This is a genomic window from Bacillus sp. MYb209 (assembly GCF_002975175.1).
GTDB lineage: Bacteria > Bacillota > Bacilli > Bacillales > Bacillaceae_G > Bacillus_A.
On the sequence record NZ_PCNZ01000001.1, the window covers coordinates 152052 to 170144 of the forward strand.

Sequence of the window (18093 nt, forward strand, 5' to 3'; positions counted from 1 at the left end):
TGAATAAACCTCTCTGCTTGCGGGGAGGTTTGTTTTTTCTATATAAAGTGAAACTTTAATCAGTGGGAGCTTTACCCCACTGATTATTAGTTGAACCAATCGGGCTTTTACGGACGGTTGATTTCCCGCCTAACTTCTTTGCTTCTTCCTAGTTTTCAGGCGGAAATCTTATCGCCGTTAATGCGGGATAAATGAATTATTTGTAAAACCTTTCTTTTTTTAGGTGGAAGAGAGCATCCGCGATGTGTAGAAGTGGTCAGTGCCTATTTCAATCCCCTCCTATGTTAAAACACAAACAGGAAATGAGCATAAGCCCTTTTTCTTTTCGTAGCCGTTTATTAGTTTTAGAACACCGACTCTATATCAATCTATAAGGAGTGTCTATTATGCGTATTAGTACGAATGTTTTGAGTATGAATGCTAGGCAGTCGTTGTATGAGAATGAGAAACGTATGAATGTTGCGATGGAGCATTTGGCGACTGGTAAGAAGTTGAATGATGCTTCTGATAATCCGGCGAACATTGCAATTGTAACTCGTATGCATGCGAGGGCAAGCGGTATGCGTGTTGCGATTCGTAATAATGAAGATGCGATATCAATGCTTCGTACAGCAGAAGCTGCCCTTCAAACTGTTACGAATATTTTGCAGCGCATGCGTGATTTAGCTGTTCAATCTGCGAACGGTACAAATTCAAATAAAAACCGTGATTCACTGAATAAAGAGTTTCAATCTTTAACAGAGCAAATTGGCTATATTGGTGAGACGACTGAATTTAACGATTTATCCATATTTGACGGTCAAAACCGTCCTGTTACGTTAGATGATATCGGTCATACAGTAGATATCACGAAACATATTTCCCCTTCCCCTACACAACATGACATAAAGATTTCAACTGAGCAAGAAGCAAGAGTAGCGATTCGTAAAATTGAAGAAGCTTTGCAAAATGTATCACTTCATCGTGCTGATCTCGGCTCTATGATCAATCGTTTACAATTTAATATAGAAAACTTAAATAGCCAAAGCATGGCATTAACAGATGCTGCTTCTCGAATTGAAGATGCGGATATGGCGCAAGAGATGAGCGATCTTTTTAAAGTTTAAGTTATTAACTGAAGTTGCACTTAGTATGGTTTCACAGGCGGATCAAATTCCGCAAATGGTTTCTAAGCTACTACAATCGTAAATATACCTTCATATTTATTGGAATGATTCATAAAAAAGTAAAAGGGAGATACATAGCGTTTATGTATCTCCCCTTTTACTTTTACACTAGTTTATTCATTATAAATAATATCCTCCGCTAAAGACGTAAAAATCTCCCCAACGAGCGAATCTTCATCATACACACATGAACCATTATTTTCTTCACGTTTTACAAACGGTATTTGGGCGATCACTTCTGTTTGCAGTTGTTCTGCTAACATTTCACCACCGCCTTTTCCGAAGAGATAGTTTCTTGAACCATCTTGTTCTTCGTAATATGCCATATTTTCAACGATACCTAAAATATCGTGTTTCGTATGTTTGGCCATTACTCCTACTCTAGATGCGACAAACGAAGCTACATTATGAGGCGTTGTAACGATAATTTCCTTCGCTTGTGGAATCATCGCAGCAACATCTATCGCAACGTCCCCTGTTCCAGGTGGTAAGTCAAGAAGAAGATAGTCTAGTTCTCCCCAGTGCGTGTTCGCGAGGAAGTTTTGAATCCATTTGTTTAACATTGGTCCGCGCCACATTACTGGGTTATTCCCTTCTGTGAAGAATCCCATCGACATAATTTTAACACCATGACTTACGACTGGAATTGCCGTTTGATCGATCATTGTTGGTTTTTCATTCGTTTCCATCATTGCTGGAATACTGAACCCATATATATCTGCATCTAAAATCCCAACCTTTTTACCCATACGCGCTAACGCAGTAGCAAGGTTAATTGTCACAGTTGATTTTCCGACTCCTCCTTTGCCGCTCGTTACTGTAATAAAACGTACACCTGAATCAGGTCGCAGCATACTAGGCATGCCTGTTTCTGTTCTAGCCTCTTTCTTTAAAGAGGCTGTTAATGCTGCTCGTTCTTCCGGTGTCATCGAGCCGAATGTTAAAGAAACTTTTGATGCCCCAATGTTTCGAAGTGAGTCTTCAATATCTTGTTGAATTTTCGCCTTTAACGGACAACCTTGTATCGTTAAAACTACTTCTAGCCCAACTTCTGTACCATCAATTTTTATATTTCTAACCATGTTTAATTCCACAATACTTTTGTGTAACTCTGGATCTTCTACATGGCTTAAAGCATTCATAATTTGTTCGTGAGTAATCATAAAACTCATTCCTTCCATTATAATCATTTCACTTTATGAAAAAAGTCTCCGCTTTTCCCACCCGTTTTTTGCACTAAATACGTTTCTTTCATGACCATCGTTTTATCAACAGCTTTACACATATCGTAAAAAGTAAGAGCTGCGATTGATACGGCAGTTAATGCTTCCATTTCTACCCCTGTTTTCCCACTGCATGTTACTGTTGCTCTTATGATTAACTCATACCCATCACTTGTCTTTTCATAATGGAACGAAAAATCTGTTCCTTGTATTAATATCGGGTGACACATCGGAATAATATCGGATGTTTTTTTAGCACCGATAATCCCGGCAACTTGCGCCACTTGGAGCGGGTCACCTTTTTTCAATCCGCCACTTTGAATTGCCTCAAATAATTCATTTGATAAAGAAATTGTACTTTGCGCAACAGCTGTACGTGTTGAAATATCCTTTTGAGAAATATCAACCATTTTAGCTCTTCCCTCTTTGTTCCAGTGCGAAAACTCACTCATAATGATCCTCCCTAACGTATGAAAGATAAGATATTCAAATAGAAAGAATTAACCTCCACTTACAGGCGGGATAAACGCCACGGTATCTCCAGCCTTTACAGTATTTTCGTCCGTTACAAATTCTTCGTTAATCGCTACCATAACTTTATGTAGCGTCTGTAATTGATACTTATCTTCCAGCCATTTTTTTAATTGCTGAACATTCATCTCTTGTTTTTCTATTATTACTAACCTCTCTGAGCCGACTTCTTCTCGTAAATTTGCGAACAGTAAAATTGTAATCATTCTCTCATTCTTCTTTCTTTGGTTTTCCTTCTGGATATAGAGTATTTTCAAGTTGATCTCCAATCCACTTCGTCCCATCTTCCCAAAATTCTTTTTTCCAAATTGGGACGATTTTCTTTATACGTTCAATTGCGTATTCATTCGCTTCATATGCCACTTTACGATGTGGTGACGATACTGCAATGACAACGGCAATATCCATTATTTCTAATCGCCCTACTCGGTGCGTGATTGCTATTTTTGCATCCGGCCACTGTTTCTTAATCTCTTCTCCAATTGCAGTAAGCTTTTTTACTGCCATCGGTTTATATGCTTCATACTCAAGATGTAACGTTCGTTTTCCTTTCGTTAATTCTCTAACCGTTCCAATAAAAGCTGTAATCGCTCCTGCTTCTCGTCTTACTACTTTATTCGTTACTTCTTCAACTACAATCGGAGTATCTACAATTTCAAATCGTGCTTGTCCCATCAAAACCTCTCCCTACTTTTCGGAATGCCCAAGGCCATTCACTACCTTCGTTATCTTCTAATAAAAGAATGTCGACAAGCATTCCTTTCTTATATCCTCTCGTACCGCCTAGTAGTACGATAAAAATGTTTGATTCTGCTAATGAAGAAACGGAACTAGATTTATCAAATCCTGATGGATAAGCGACTAGTTGGCCTTCGTTATACTGGAGCTTTGCTCGTACAAATCTTGTAAATGGATTCGGTTTTAGAAAATCTTCTCCAAGTATTGCTTTTTCTCGTTTCACATGTGGTGTTTCACTAAACATATACGTACGAATGCTAGGTTTTACGAATAATTCAAAGCCTACGTAACAAGCAGAAGGATTACCTGATAATCCGAATAATAATTTTCCTTTTAATTGCGCTACGGTCGTGACACTTCCTGGCCTCATTGCAACTTTATTGAAGAGAACTGATGCACCTAACTTTTCATATATCGCTGGCAAATAATCGTAATCTCCGACCGAAACACCACCAGTTGTAATTAACATATCCACTTCACTTAACGCTTTTTTCACTGCTTCGTAGCACGTATTCAAATCGTCGCTAAACTTCCCGAAGTATTTTACTCTTCCACCCGCTCTTCTAATTTGAGACGCTATCATATACGTATTACTATTTCGGATTTTCCCTGGTTGTAATAGTTCATCAACATGAAGAAGCTCACTTCCTGTCGCCAATAGTCCGATTACAGGCTTTTTCGCAACTGGCACTTCACTGTAACCGAATGTAGCAAGAAGAGCCAAAATACCTGGATTAATGCAACAACCCCTTTTTGCGAGAACGGTTCCTTTACGTGCATCTTCACCTTGAAAGGATATATTGTCCCCTTCTTTAAATGAGCGTTTCACTTCCATATAGCTTTTTCCGATATTCTCGTATTGACGATGACGAGTCAGTTCTAGCATGACGACCGCGTTACATCCTTTCGGAATTTGTGCCCCTGTCATAATTCGAACTGTTTGAAACGCTCCTACTTCTTTAGAGAATACGGAACCTGCTCCAATTTCACCGATTACTTCAAATACAATTGGATTCTCATGACTTGCCCATATCGTATCTTCTGCCCTAATAGCGAATCCATCATATGGCGAGCGATCAAAGGAAGGGACATCGTGATCTGCTACTAAATCTTCTGCTAATGTACGCCCGTATGCTAATTCAAGTGGTACTAGTTCTTTTACACCACAATTAGCAAATCCCATTACTTTACAGACAGCCTCTTCAACTGTAATCGGCACTCTTCTTTCCATCATTACCAATCCCTTTCTATTAGCCTAATAACCGATAATATAGTTGTTTCGCTTTTTGAACTTCATTCGTTCCGTGAATAAATACACGACCATCTTGAAAAATGACGATGCGGTAATCTTCTAATTGGCAAGACAGCAAATATGGATTCCGCTCTATTTTTCCGTGTTTTTTTAATACTTTTTCTAAATCGTCAAAGTTGTAATGACTATTATGCGCCGGTCTAATTTGAACTGTATTTCTTCCGCATAAAACAGCTGTCTTCGTTTGGTTTTCGTAAGATAAATAAGGATAAGTTCTATTTGTTCCGCACGAAGGACAGTTTTCCGTTTTTATTTTTCCTAGTTTGATTGAGTGATGTTGATTACTCCATATATCAAACATTAAAAAAGTTTTTCTAATTGCTGCGTAATCTTCTACTAAAATTTTGAATGCTTCTGCTACTTGATAGGCAGCGACGATTTGAACAGCTGGACTAATGATTCCAACTGTGTCACATGTCGCTCCTGTAACAGGAACACTTTTCAACACACAATGTAAGCACGGTGTTTTCTTCGGAATAATTGTATAGCTCATGCCATAACCTCCGACACAAGAACCGTAAATCCAAGGAATGTTATATTTTTGTGATAAGTCATTGATTACGAATCGAATATCAAAATTGTCTGTTGCATCAATGATGACATCGACATCTTCTAATAAAGCTTCCATATTATCCACTCTTGCATCCATCACAAGAGCTTGAATTTGTACTTCTGAATTAATTTGTTTTAACCGATCCTGTGCTGCAATTGCTTTTGGTAACTTTTCTATCGCATCTCGTTCAGCGTATAGTTGTTGCCGCTGTAAATTACTCCATTCTACGTAATCACGATCAATAATCGTTAATTTCCCGATACCAGCACGTACAAAGCTTTCGGCACTTGCACTTCCTAATGCACCTGCCCCCACTATCAGCACATGCTTATTTCTAATCTTCTCTTGTCCTTCTCTTCCAATAGGAGTGAACAACTGTTGCCGTGAATATCGCTCTATCATGAGATAGCCTTCCTTTCATTTGAAAATGTGCTTCCTATTCGATTATTTTTTCAATACATCTTTCTCGATAGCACTTTGTTTCTGATAACAAGAAAAATAAGCGAATCCAACAAATCCCGCTCCGCCAATTACATTTCCGATAAAGACAGGCACAAAGTTTTTCGCAAGATCCATCCACGTAAGATGCCCCGCAAAGATAACGGCTGAAATGACAAACATATTTGCTACTACTTGCTGAAATCCAATTACGACAAACGCCATAATCGGAATCCAAATTCCAACAATCTTTCCGATCAAATCGTTCGTTCCATAAGCTAACCAAATCGCAAGGCAAACGAGCCAGTTACAACCAATTGCCAAAATTAACGTTCTTCCGAAAGATTCATGTAACTTATCTTGAGCTATCGCTATCGTTTTATTTAAATACGCTCCCTCAGTAAGCCCGCCAAGATGACCGAAACAATACGCTACGAAAAGTGCACCTGCGAAATTAGTTAAAGTGACCCACGCCCAATTGTGTAACACATGTTTCAATGAAATTTTCCGTGCATAAAGTGCCATGGCCATTGACATCATATTTCCCGTAATTAATTCTCCTCCTGCTAAAACAACAAGCATAAGTCCGATAGGAAAAACTGCTCCTCCTATAAAATTGACTAAACTTCCCCATTGCTCCGGTACATTACCTAGAACACGAATATTAAGTAAAAATCCTAACGAAATGAATGCTCCTCCTAAAAAGCCAAGAATAAGCATCGCGGATAGCGGTTGCCTTACCTTTTGAACACCGGATTCAATCACAAGTGCCGCGATTTGTTCCGGTTTATGAAATGCCATAATCGATTCCTCCATTTTTCTAATCAAAAAAAGCAGCTTCAAAAAACCTTAACATCGTAAGGATTTTTGAATGCTGCTTAATCTCTCTGCATATCTCTTACAGAAATATCAATCATCATTTTTACTATACTCATAGAAAGTGTACAAAACTTGCACATTTCCCATTATTTACTTTAACAAAGAGAGTCTACATTCATAGTAGTTTCTCAGCCACCGATATGCGACATTTCAATTTTCGGTATTGTTTTTTTATTCGTATCGCTTAACCGTTCATCTGAATAGCGATCTGAACGATTATTCCAAATGTCACGAATAATATCAGTAATTTCCTCATCCGTATATCCGGAGCGAAGTAATTCTTTAAGATCATTTCCTTTAGAAGCAAACAAACATGTATACAATTTTCCTTCTGCGGAAATACGTGCTCTTGTACATGATGAGCAGAACGAATCTGTTACAGATGAAATAATTCCTATTTCTTCATCACTACCGATATAACGATAACGTGTCGCAACTTCACCAGGATAATTCGCTTCCATTTTTTCAAGCGGCATAACTTTATGAATCATTTCTACTATTTCTTGCTTAGAAACTACTTCACCTAATTCCCAGCCGTTATAATTGCCGACATCCATATATTCAATGAATCGAAGGATATGCTTATTCTCTTTAAAGTACTCTGCCATCTGAACGATGTCTTGCTCATTTTTTCCTTTTTGCACAACCATGTTCATTTTAATTTTCATTCCGGCTTCCGCTGCAGCCTGTATTCCCACAAGAACAGTTTTCACTTTACTTCTATTCCCATTTAAATAAGAAAATCTCTCTTCATTTAAAGAATCTAAACTAACTGTCACACGAGATAAACCCGCCTTATATAAATCCGGAGCAAATTTTTTAAGTAATGATCCATTTGTCGTTAAACCAATATCCTCTACTCCGTCAATTTCGTTTAACCGTTGTATGAGTTCAGGTAGGTCTTTTCGAAGTAACGGCTCTCCCCCAGTAATACGTAACTTTCTTACACCTAAAGAAACGAAAATACGTGTAATCCTTTCAATTTCATCAAAAGATAAAATTTTATCATTAGACAAAAAAGAATAATCACGACCAAATATTTCCTCCGGCATACAATATCGACAGCGAAAATTACAACGATCGGTAACAGAAATACGCAAGTCCTTTAAAGGACGATCCAATTTGTCTAATGTAACAGATTTCATATTTATTGCCTCGTTTCTACTTATTTTATATTTACAATCCGCTCTGGATGCGTATATACATTTAAAGATTTATTACGAATGAAGCCTATTGTAGTAATCCCTAACTGCTCCGCTAGCTCTAATGCTAATTCAGTTGGAGCTGATTTTGACAATATTACTTCACAGCCAATTTTCGCAACTTTCAATAGAATTTCAGAAGAGATACGTCCGCTAAAAACAATAATTTTATCACCAATCGAAATGTTATTTTTTAAACAATAGCCGTAAATTTTATCTAAAGCGTTATGTCTTCCTATATCCATGCGGCTTAAAATAATTCCACTCACATCACATAAAGCTGCGTTATGAACGCCGCCTGTATGTTGAAACGTAGACGCAGATTGCTGCATATCATTCATTAACCGAAAACAATCCTCGGCAGAGATCTTTACGCGAATATCATTCATTTCTTTCGCAGTCAGCGCATCGTTTGCGAAAACAAATCCTTGCCTACTCATTCCACAGCAAGAAGTAATATAACGTTTGTTTTGCATGTCACGATAATAAGGATTGATTTTCGTCGTTTTTACATGTACATAGCCTTCTTTTTCTTGCACCCATATTTCATCAATATCTTCATACTTTCGGATAATGCCTTCCGAGGCTAAAAAGCCAATTACCATATCTTCAATATACTCTGGAGTACTAACCATTGTAACAAATTCCTGGCCGTTAATTTTAACCGTAACAGGAAACTCTGTTACAATGCTGTCCTCTATATGTTTAAATTTCCCTTGCTCATATTTAAAAATTTCCCGTTCCACCTGAATCGATTTCACGATGAGCATCCTTCTCTCACGTTATATTTTTATCAAAGACAAAAACTGAAACTGCAATATCTTCATCTACTTTCATATCAGAAAACAGATGAACCAACTTCGCACCAACAAGTTCTTCTAAATGTTCATGAGGATTAGCCGCATACACTTCTTGAATCATTTTCGTTCGAGCCATATGAACCATTTCCGCACCATCCATAGTTCCCGAAATGAATTTCTCTGTAGGTGTCAAATTCCCATAAAGTGTAGCAATCGCCATGTTTTCAGTAAATACAGTATGAATTCGTTCCGGCCCTTTCCCGAACAACTCTTTTCGAAGCTTTCGGATCATATCATTAAATTCATGTACCATTTTTGACATACTCTCATTCCTCCCCAGTTATTCCTTACTATCTTCTCAAATATTATTCCATCACAACTATTTTAACAAAATGACCATTTCGTCTAAACTATTTAATAATGAGACGAAATGGATCATCTTTTACAATTATCTCAAGTACGCAAGCAACATATGAAATACTATTATTGTTGCTTATCTATTCTTCTTTTAATCCTTTACCCATACCTTTTAAGAAATGAAGACCAAATCCGATAGCACGATTAATATCTGGGTCTTTCAGTACTTTCATAAGGTCTAATATTCCTACTTTTTTATTGCTTTGCAAATGCTGGCTTCCTTCATCCATACCTGTTAATACACTACCTACAAGCTTTTTCGTAAGTTCCGGATCAAGTTCTGTTAAAGCTCCTGCCGCGCCCATCATATTATTAATTAAATTTGTAACTGGTTCACGAGTGACTTGGCCTAGAACAATTTTTGCGATTGGTTCTTTCGCTTTCAGCATAGAATTTGCAGCTTCCAGCATCCCGATGTCATTTAATTCACCTACTATATTAAACATTTGATTTAAAGCATCTTCATTATTAGCTAGCAGTTCTTTTAAATCTTCGAGTTTTTGTTGTTTGAGTTCTGCCTCAGTTAACTCCTGCTTTTGAATCGCTTGAATAGGTGCTGCCATATTCTTTTCTCCTCCCTAGTTATCCCGCATTAACGGGCAGTAAGACCCCTACCTCAAAATTCAGCGAAAGCAAAGAAGTTAGGTGGGGGATCAACTGCCCGTAAAAGCCCGATTGGTTCAACTAATAATCAGTGGGAGATAAAGAAAACCCCCACTGATTAAAGTTTCACTTTATCCGTTAAGTGTACGTATCCTGGACGAGCCCACTTGCGATTTACCTCAATACCGTTTTGAGGATGACGCTTTTTATTACGTGGGTTCGTTTTTGGCATCGGATTCTCTCCTTCTACTAGTAACACTTCCATACGCACTTTCGTTTGTTTATATGCAGGCGTATTTGTACGTTGATCGACCGCCGGACCAGTTAAGAAATTAATCGCCGTTTCATTATCTGTCGAGTTCATCGGTAAATACAGCTCATTCGCTTTTACACGATCTGTTACAAGTGCACGTAATTTAAGTGCTCCAAAAGGAGAAACAAGACGTACTAACGAGCCAGTTTTCACTCCACGTTCCCTTGCAAGTTTTGGAGAAACCTCGACGAAAACACCTGGTACTTTCGATTGAATACCAGTTGATTTATTTGTCATGTTCCCTTCATGGAAATGTTCAAGCATACGACCGTTATTAATGTGAAGATCGTATTCTGCTGGGAATTCAGCAGGACGTACCCAATCAGCTATCGCAAAAAGAGCCTTTTTGTCCGGGAAGTTAAATCCATCTTTGAATAGAAGCGGCGTATTCGTTCCGTCAAAACTTCCCCAGTGGAAACTGTTCCACCCTTCAAGCACTTCATAGTTTGCATGTGCGAATAGTGGTGATAAACTCGCCATTTCAGCAAAGATTTCACTTGGATGATTATAGTTCCAGTTTGCGCCTAACTTATTGGCAATTGCCTGCACGATCCACCAGTCTGGTTTCGCATCTCCTAGCGTTGGAAGTACTTGATATAACCTTTGTACACGACGCTCTGTATTTGTAAAAGTACCTTCTTTCTCAAGAGATGGCGCTGCCGGTAATACTACATCTGCATATTGTGCCGTTTTAGAAAGGAACACATCTTGAACGACAAAGAACTCAAGGCTTGATAACACTTCATGTACGTGATTTGCGTTAGAGTCAACAAGAGCCATATCCTCTCCAACAAGATACATAGCTTTCATTTTCCCTTCATCAATTGCGTGAAGCATTTCAATATTATTTAGACCTGGTTTGTTATCAATTTTTACTCCGTAAGCTATTTCAAATTTCGCACGTTCTACGTCGTTAGTAACGTGCTGATATCCTGGTAGCCAGCCTGGAAGAGTTCCCATATCACAAGCACCTTGTACGTTGTTATGACCACGAAGTGGATATGCACCAGCACCTGGGCGACGATAGTTTCCTGTTGCAAGAAGTAAGTTTGAAATCGCAGCGGAAGTGTCTGAACCACCCGTATTTTGCGTTACACCCATACCCCAAAGAATACACGTACCATCTGCATCACGAATCATCTCGGCCATTTGAACGAGAGTTTCTTTTGAAATACCTGTAACCTCTTCTGCATATTCAAGCGTATATTCTTTAAGGCTATCTTTGAAATCTTCAAAGAAGTTCACATTCTCGTCGATGAACTGTCGATCATGCCAACCTTGATCAATCATATATTTCGTAACAGCCATTAACCATACTTGGTCCGTCCCTTGCTTTGGACTAATAAAGATATCTGAACGCTCTGCCATTTCAGTTTTACGAAGATCTGCAACAATTAGCTTTTGACCGTGAAGTTTATGTGCACGTTTCACACGAGTCGCTAACACAGGATGACCTTCTGTTGGATTACAACCGACAATAATAACAAGGCCTGATTGTGCGATATCTTTAATCGTCCCTGCATCTCCGCCCATACCAATTGTACGGAACAATCCATCCGTCGCTGGTGATTGGCAATAACGTGAGCAGTTATCAATATTGTTCGTTTCAAACACTTGTCGTGCTAATTTTTGAATAACATAGTTGTCTTCATTCGTAATTTTAGAAGAAGAGATAAAGCCGATTGAACCTTTACCGTACTCTTCTTTAATAGAGCCCAATTTATTCGCTACTACATGAAGTGCCTCTTCCCAAGTCGATTCAACGAACACTCCATTTTTACGAATTAAAGGTTTCGTAAGTCGTTTTTCAGAATTAACGAAATCCCAACCGAATTTTCCTTTTACACAAGTAGAAATCGCATTAACTGGTGCCTCAGAAGTTGGTTGCACCTTTAAAATTTTGCGCCCTTTCGTCCATACTTCAAATGAACAACCTACACCACAAAACGTACATACTGTTTTCGTCTTTTTCGTACGAGTGTCGCGCATCGCAGCTTCTACTTCTGACACGGCGAAAATACCGCTATATCCAGGTTCAACCTCTTTAATAAGATCAACCATAGGCTCAAGAATATCCGGTTTTAACCCTGTCATAAATCCAGCTTCACCGAGCATCGATTTCTCCATTAATGCATTACAAGGACAAATTGTTACACATTGACCGCAGCTTACACATGAAGAATCATTAATCTCTACTCCTTCATCCCAAATAACACGAGGGCGCTCTGCCTCCCAATCAATAGATAACGTTTCATTTACTTGTAAGTTTTGACACACCTCTACACATTGACCACACGCAATACACTGATTCGGATCATAGCGGTAAAATGGATGAGACATATCAACTTCACTTGCATCAACCTTTGGCTCATAAGGATATTTTTGATGCTCAATTTCCATTAATTCTGCCGTATTATGCAATTTACAATTCCCGTTATTGTTGTCACATACCGTACAGTAAAGTAAATGATTTTCTAATAAGCGGTCCATCGCTTCATGTTGCGCTGCCTTTGCACTAGTAGAGGACAACTCAATATTCATACCGTTCGTCACTACTGTAGAACACGATCGCACAAGCTTTCCATTCACTTCTACAATACAAGTATCACACGTTTGAATCGGATCCACTTCCGGCACGTAACAAATTTGTGGATGTTCAATTCCGTTCTCATTTATAACGCCTAGTATAGTCGAACCAGACTCAGCACTATATTCTTTGCCTTCAATTGTAATATGAACCATGCTGTCGTTCATGGTTACTCCCCCTTTTTGAGAATAAAAAAACTCCACCACGAAAATATACGCACCACATTTTTGGCACGTTATCATCATGGTGGAGTAGTTTATTAGCACATCTTGCTAAAATACCAGTCCATTTATTCATAAATAAAATGATAGATTCATAACAGGTCATATCACGATTCCATCTTTAACACTGTAATTATAGCGTTAAATCCCAAAATACACAATATAAATATCATTACAAAGGACAAAGCACATAATGCTCTGACCTTTTTATTACCTTTCGGGATTATTTTGGGATGACTTATTTCCCGGTGCAAACCAACCAATTAGTGCGATAGCAACTAATACTCCATAGAAGATTAAAGTCCAAGTTGTACTGTGCGGAAAATCATGGTCTAAAATACCAATATCCTCATGAGCCAGTGTAATTACAGCTAATTTGACACCAACCCAAGCAACAATCGCATATGCCGTTGTTTCCAATGCTGGCCGTTTCTCAAGAAGACCAACAAACCAAGTTGCAGCAAATTTAATTAAAATAAGTCCAGCAATCCCACCAAGAAGTACCACAATGAACTGTCCTCCATCCATACCACCGAAATCGTCAAGCGGTGAATCCGGAAGCCCCAGAGCAAGAGCAACTGCGGCTAATATTGAATCAATCGCGAAAGCAAGGTCAGCTAATGCAATCTTTCCTACTGTGAACCAGTAGCTTTTACCTGCCGCTTCCTTTTCATCGTCCTCATGAATATTTTTACTTTCTTTTCCGAATTGCGCCTGAATGACATGCTTCAATCCTAAATAAAGAAGATAGGCTGCTCCTATTGCTTGTATTTGCCAAACATTTGCAATAAATGAAATCGCAAATAGGGCTGCAAATCGAAAAACAAAGGCCATAATGATTCCGTAATTTATAGCTCTTTTTTTCTCTTCTTCAGGTAAATGTTTCGCAATAACCGCTAGGACAAGGGCATTGTCAGCCGATAACAATCCTTCTAATCCAATTAGAATTAATAATGCCCAAGCGTACTCTAGCCATATTGACTCCATCCACTTCTCTCCTTTCTAAAACAAAAATGAGGTAAAGACTTTGCTATCAATAGAATTTCCTATTAAGCCAAATTAAATGCTAAAACTTACGACTAAAACATTTAGACAGTCAATTTTCTGTCCTCTATTTTTTAGAATTTCTACAAAAAAACAGGTTTAGATTGTGCTTTTCATCCGTATCAAAACCGTAAACGAATGACATGGCCTCTTTTTCCAAGCCACGTCGACATTTGATTTATCGTTAATCACACATTATTAATTTCAGTTTCACTACCAATGTTTTTACAAAATACATATTTCTTTTTTTGAATATTTTGTACCCATTTTTATTATGATACAGTCATAACCTGACCACTACTATCAACCAGAATTTTCATTTTTCCGTCTTGATCGTTATATAATCCTAGCTTATGTAAATCTTGTTTACACTCTTTTACGAAGAAAGGCAACGTACGAATTTGATCGATATCAGAGCTCGTAATAAAATGAATTAAATGATGCGTTATTTCTTTAATATCATGTACAAGGTCTTCCTTCTCTCGTTTTAACCTTTCATTTTCAGCTCGTAATGAATGTACTTCACCTTCAAGACCCCGAGCGTTCTTTTCTTCTTTCGAACGCCCTGCAGCCATGCTAGAAAGCTTATAAATCCCCGCCATGAACTGATGCAATTCGTGTTCTTTCTTTTCACTACATTGACTAATTGTTTCAAAGTTATCCACGATGCCAGATATAACTGTTACGAGATTTTTTTCGTCCTCTTCACTTCGGAAATCTTCTTTTACTTCCTGTTTTCTTTCTTGTTTCGCCTCAACAACTATATCCTTTACAGGTGTATATTTGCGTTTTCGACCCGGCTTTTGTTTTTCAATATTTTCAAACGGGATTTCTTGTTTTTTTAATTTATAATACGTGTTCTGTAATTGGCTTTCCGTTTTTGGAAATAAATTCAGTTCATTTTTACTAACATATTTTGAAATATTTGCAATGTTTAAGCCTTGACGCTGACAAAATTGATATACTTCATACAGTAGTTCTAGTTCAGACTTCAACCATGTAATCCCTGATTTTTCATATACTCGCATACCGCCATTTTTTTCTATATCTATTTGAAATAATGCCATTCTATTATATAAATCGATAAGCTCTTCATACTTTATTCGGAATTGTTTCTCTATTTTTTTAAATTCCGCCTCTAATTTCATATCGTTCGTTTTATTATTTGACATGTTTTGTAAAAGACTTAATACGTTGATTGCTGTGTGGTGATACATACTCTGTGTCACTGCCCCTCATCCTTTCACAATTCTCATCTGACTCCCATGTCTTTTAAGAAAATAGAAATTTCCACATATCCATATTATAACATTTCGGAATTATCTGTCAAATAATTGACATACAAAAAGGTATAAAAAGTATGTAAATAATAGTAAAGATTTTTTAAGAAAATAATAAAAAAATCTAACACGATGCTATATTAATAAAATGTGTTTAATTATATTATATGGTATTCCCAATGTAATTTCACCGAAAATTTTTGCGCTATCACGAAATATTACTAACACAATCCAGAGATACATTCTCTTATATTTTCAAATGAAAAAAGCCTACTACTTATTAATTAAACCAAATAATAACCCTTAAATAAAAACAGCTAAATACACGAAAGAGACTTTTGGCATAACACTCCAGAAACATTTGATTTCTCTGCCTGTACATACTAAAAAGGAACTAACCGGTATTATACGGCTAGTTCCTCTCTTTCAGCTAAAAAAAAGTGTATTTTAAACCGATTCTTCAAACTCTTTTTGCGGTCTTTTTATCATCATACCCCCCCTCAAGCTATTAAGCCGCTCGTTTGTCTTTTGTCATCTTCGTTTCATATACGTATGTATCAAGTTTTAACTTTAACTTAGAAGGAATTTGTCCTCGGTAAAGCTCGGTGATTGCTTCTATTACAAAATTCTTTTCTGTATATAAATCTTCAATGCTACGATATACTTTTTCAGATAACGGTATTGCAATCATGTTTGCAATAACAGATCCATACAACGTCGTCAACATAGCGACTGCCATCCCTGTACCAATTTGAGATGTATCTTGCAAGTTTTGAAGCATAATAATAAGACCTATTAACGTTCCTATCATCCCCCATGCTGGAGCGAAATCACCAATTTTATCTAATAATGTTGCTCCTTTTCTTAACTCATACACCTCTGTTTCAACATCTTTCATTAACACTTCTTTTAATTCATCTTCATCATAGCCACTTAGCATTAAACGAATCCCCTTTTGAATAAAAGGATTGTCTACTTGCTCTCCATCAACTTCTAATGAAAGTAAACCATGTTTTTAGATTTTTTCGAAAAATCAACGAATAAATCCGTTAACTGTTCTAAATCTTCCTCTCTTCTATGTAAAACAGTAAAAATACTTTTCGTATATTTTTTTATTTCTCCAAATCTATATGCCACAATTATTGTCGCTGTTGTTCCCCCTATAACAATTAAAATAGATGAAACATCTAAAAAATTTTTAAAACCTTTTATTCCACCACCGCCAAGCATGATCGCCGCTATTACAATGGCGAAACCTACTATAATGCCCACTGGGCTAGAAATATCAAACTTCCTTCTTTTTCTTTCTGGTCTAGCAAATACTTGATTTTCGTCTCCCATATTCCTGCCCTTCCCTTTTCATTTTTATAAAACATTTTTTTATTTTAATAATGCGTTTTCACATATAATGCTCATTATACGCTTATCATCTATTTATCGCAATATACTCATAAAATTGACACATTTCATTTCCATATTAGAATTATAGTATAGAAATATGAGGAGGATCACGATGGAACATAACATTTTGCAAGTCATTGCATTAGCAGAAAAACTAAAATATGAAATGCGACATAGTTGGCTTTCTAACGGACGTCAAGAAAGTGTTGCTGAACATACGTGGCGTATGTCCTTAATGGCTATCTTAGTTGAGCCTTATTTGGATCAAAAAATAAATATTGAAAAATTACTTAAAATGGTCATAATTCACGATCTTGTTGAAGCAGAAGCTGGTGATATTCCTGCCTTTGATACAATGAATAGCCGTGAATTACAATTACAAAAACAAAAAAATGAGCAAAAGGCTATTTTAAATATTAAACATACACTAGAAGGTTCTCTTGGTGAAGAATTATACGATTTATGGATGGAATTCGAAGCGAAAGAAACGTATGAAGCAAAAGTTGCTAACGCACTTGATAAACTTGAAGTGAAAATTCAGCATAACGAAGCTGATATTGATACTTGGTTACCAATTGAGCATAAAATGACTTTCCAAGTTGGTAAACATACAGATTTTGACTCTTTCTTATCTAAATTACAAAAAATCATTGAACAAGACGGAGAAAAAAAATTACTCGCTGCTGGCATTGACGTTGAAGCATGCAAACAGTAACGATTTAATTATGAAATAAGACACTCATTTTGAGTGTCTTATTTCATAATTGTTGATATTGCCTGCTTATAAATAAGTTGTTGTTTTCCATCTACTAACATTAATACTGTAAATCTATCTACTCCAACTACTTCCCCCACTATTCTTACTCCGCTCTTTAAGAATATAGTAACTGCACCTTTTTCTTCTTTTATTTGTTTATACAACTCTTCTTGTAAGTGTTCCATAACTGTTCTCTCCTTTGCAAATAAATAATCCTAATATAAAAAAATAAAGATTAATCACTTATATACTTTGTCTTTTATATTCATAAACTTATTAATTAGTATATCTAAATCTCGACTAAATAACAAAACTTTATCATGATCTAATCCATGCCTAGCAACAAGTTGAATTAACTCTTTCTTTTTGTGTTCTATTTTATTGTGTAATTGTCCCATCTCCATCTCTATACTAAAACTCCCTTTTCCCATAATATTACTTGTAAAATTATAGTACATTTTCACTCATAAAAAAATAAAAAAATGGTTTTTTTTACAAATTTTAATGTAATTGTAAGTTACATACCCCTTTCATTTACAATACATTCACCTATTACTTCCATATTTTTTTACCATTTTCAAAAAAGCGCTATGAAACAAAGTGAATATCATATCTAAATCAGATCACA

18 protein-coding genes and 2 pseudogenes are annotated in these 18093 nt (G+C 36.8%); 2 read left to right on the forward strand and 18 right to left on the reverse strand.

The genetic code is table 11. The annotated features are described in order from the left end of the window. Window positions 1-386: 386 nt before the first annotated feature. A pseudogene (locus CQZ94_RS00810) lies at window positions 387-1188 on the forward strand (flagellin N-terminal helical domain-containing protein). A gap of 91 nt (window positions 1189-1279) precedes the next feature. On the opposite strand, the gene CQZ94_RS00815 reads toward CQZ94_RS00810, so the two are convergent. From CQZ94_RS00815 to CQZ94_RS00890, 16 genes and pseudogenes are all read right to left on the reverse strand, one after another. Then, window positions 1280-2347 carry a P-loop NTPase gene (locus CQZ94_RS00815; protein ID WP_105584308.1) on the reverse strand — a complete coding sequence of 356 codons (1068 nt, stop codon included), beginning with the start codon at window positions 2345-2347 and terminating at the stop codon, window positions 1280-1282. A gap of 5 nt (window positions 2348-2352) precedes the next feature. Further along, on the reverse strand, window positions 2353-2841 hold the full coding sequence (gene moaC, locus CQZ94_RS00820) for a cyclic pyranopterin monophosphate synthase MoaC (RefSeq protein WP_105583914.1): 489 nt from the start codon (window positions 2839-2841) through the stop codon (window positions 2353-2355). A gap of 48 nt (window positions 2842-2889) precedes the next feature. After that, the gene (gene moaD, locus CQZ94_RS00825; RefSeq protein WP_105583915.1) at window positions 2890-3126 is read right to left on the reverse strand and encodes a molybdopterin converting factor subunit 1; all 237 of its coding nucleotides are present in this window, start codon (window positions 3124-3126) and stop codon (window positions 2890-2892) included. Window positions 3127-3130: 4 nt separating this feature from the next. Further along, window positions 3131-3595, reverse strand: coding sequence for a molybdenum cofactor biosynthesis protein MoaE (locus tag CQZ94_RS00830; protein WP_105583916.1), 465 nt, complete (start codon window positions 3593-3595; stop codon window positions 3131-3133). Next, window positions 3576-4889, reverse strand: a complete 1314-nt coding sequence (locus CQZ94_RS00835; protein ID WP_105584309.1) for a molybdopterin molybdotransferase MoeA — start codon at window positions 4887-4889, stop codon at window positions 3576-3578. Before CQZ94_RS00835 ends, CQZ94_RS00830 begins: the two co-directional genes overlap by 20 nt. Window positions 4890-4908: 19 nt before the next feature. Then, complete coding sequence (locus CQZ94_RS00840; protein ID WP_105583917.1) at window positions 4909-5925, reverse strand: molybdopterin-synthase adenylyltransferase MoeB; 1017 nt, start codon at window positions 5923-5925, stop codon at window positions 4909-4911. Between the two features lie 42 nt (window positions 5926-5967). After that, entirely contained in the window at window positions 5968-6762 is a 795-nt protein-coding gene (locus CQZ94_RS00845; RefSeq protein ID WP_142395714.1) for a formate channel, read from the reverse strand. A gap of 206 nt (window positions 6763-6968) precedes the next feature. Beyond that, window positions 6969-7985, reverse strand: a complete 1017-nt coding sequence (gene moaA, locus CQZ94_RS00850; protein WP_105583918.1) for a GTP 3',8-cyclase MoaA — start codon at window positions 7983-7985, stop codon at window positions 6969-6971. A gap of 20 nt (window positions 7986-8005) precedes the next feature. Beyond that, on the reverse strand, window positions 8006-8803 hold the full coding sequence (fdhD, locus tag CQZ94_RS00855) for a formate dehydrogenase accessory sulfurtransferase FdhD (RefSeq protein ID WP_105583919.1): 798 nt from the start codon (window positions 8801-8803) through the stop codon (window positions 8006-8008). Between the two features lie 16 nt (window positions 8804-8819). Further along, window positions 8820-9164, reverse strand: a complete 345-nt coding sequence (locus CQZ94_RS00860) for a Na-translocating system protein MpsC family protein (protein WP_000041502.1) — start codon at window positions 9162-9164, stop codon at window positions 8820-8822. 175 nt (window positions 9165-9339) lie between these two features. Then, window positions 9340-9822, reverse strand: a complete 483-nt coding sequence (locus CQZ94_RS00865; RefSeq protein WP_105583920.1) for a helical membrane plugin domain-containing protein — start codon at window positions 9820-9822, stop codon at window positions 9340-9342. A 158-nt stretch (window positions 9823-9980) separates the two neighbouring features. Then, window positions 9981-12929 carry a formate dehydrogenase subunit alpha gene (gene fdhF / locus CQZ94_RS00870; RefSeq protein WP_105583921.1) on the reverse strand — a complete coding sequence of 983 codons (2949 nt, stop codon included), beginning with the start codon at window positions 12927-12929 and terminating at the stop codon, window positions 9981-9983. Continuing rightward, window positions 12898-13089 (reverse strand): hypothetical protein, encoded by a 192-nt coding sequence (locus CQZ94_RS00875; RefSeq protein ID WP_002149117.1) that lies wholly within the window; start codon window positions 13087-13089, stop codon window positions 12898-12900. The genes fdhF and CQZ94_RS00875 overlap by 32 nt, the downstream gene beginning before the upstream one ends. A gap of 104 nt (window positions 13090-13193) precedes the next feature. Beyond that, entirely contained in the window at window positions 13194-13970 is a 777-nt protein-coding gene (locus tag CQZ94_RS00880; protein ID WP_105583922.1) for a TerC family protein, read from the reverse strand. Window positions 13971-14299: 329 nt separating this feature from the next. Continuing rightward, window positions 14300-15244: a DNA-binding domain-containing protein gene (locus CQZ94_RS00885; RefSeq protein WP_142395739.1), complete on the reverse strand. Its 945-nt coding sequence runs from the start codon at window positions 15242-15244 to the stop codon at window positions 14300-14302. Window positions 15245-15815: 571 nt separating this feature from the next. Beyond that, window positions 15816-16648 (reverse strand): annotated as a pseudogene (locus CQZ94_RS00890) (flagellar motor protein MotP). A gap of 172 nt (window positions 16649-16820) precedes the next feature. Here CQZ94_RS00890 and CQZ94_RS00895 point away from each other — a divergent pair. Next, window positions 16821-17423, forward strand: coding sequence for an HD domain-containing protein (locus CQZ94_RS00895; RefSeq protein WP_105583924.1), 603 nt, complete (start codon window positions 16821-16823; stop codon window positions 17421-17423). 38 nt (window positions 17424-17461) lie between these two features. On the opposite strand, the gene hfq is transcribed toward CQZ94_RS00895, so the two are convergent. Further along, window positions 17462-17650, reverse strand: coding sequence for an RNA chaperone Hfq (gene hfq, locus CQZ94_RS00900; RefSeq protein ID WP_000400656.1), 189 nt, complete (start codon window positions 17648-17650; stop codon window positions 17462-17464). Window positions 17651-17704: 54 nt separating this feature from the next. Continuing rightward, complete coding sequence (locus CQZ94_RS00905) at window positions 17705-17923, reverse strand: aspartyl-phosphate phosphatase Spo0E family protein (protein WP_033658168.1); 219 nt, start codon at window positions 17921-17923, stop codon at window positions 17705-17707. Window positions 17924-18093 lie beyond the last annotated feature (170 nt).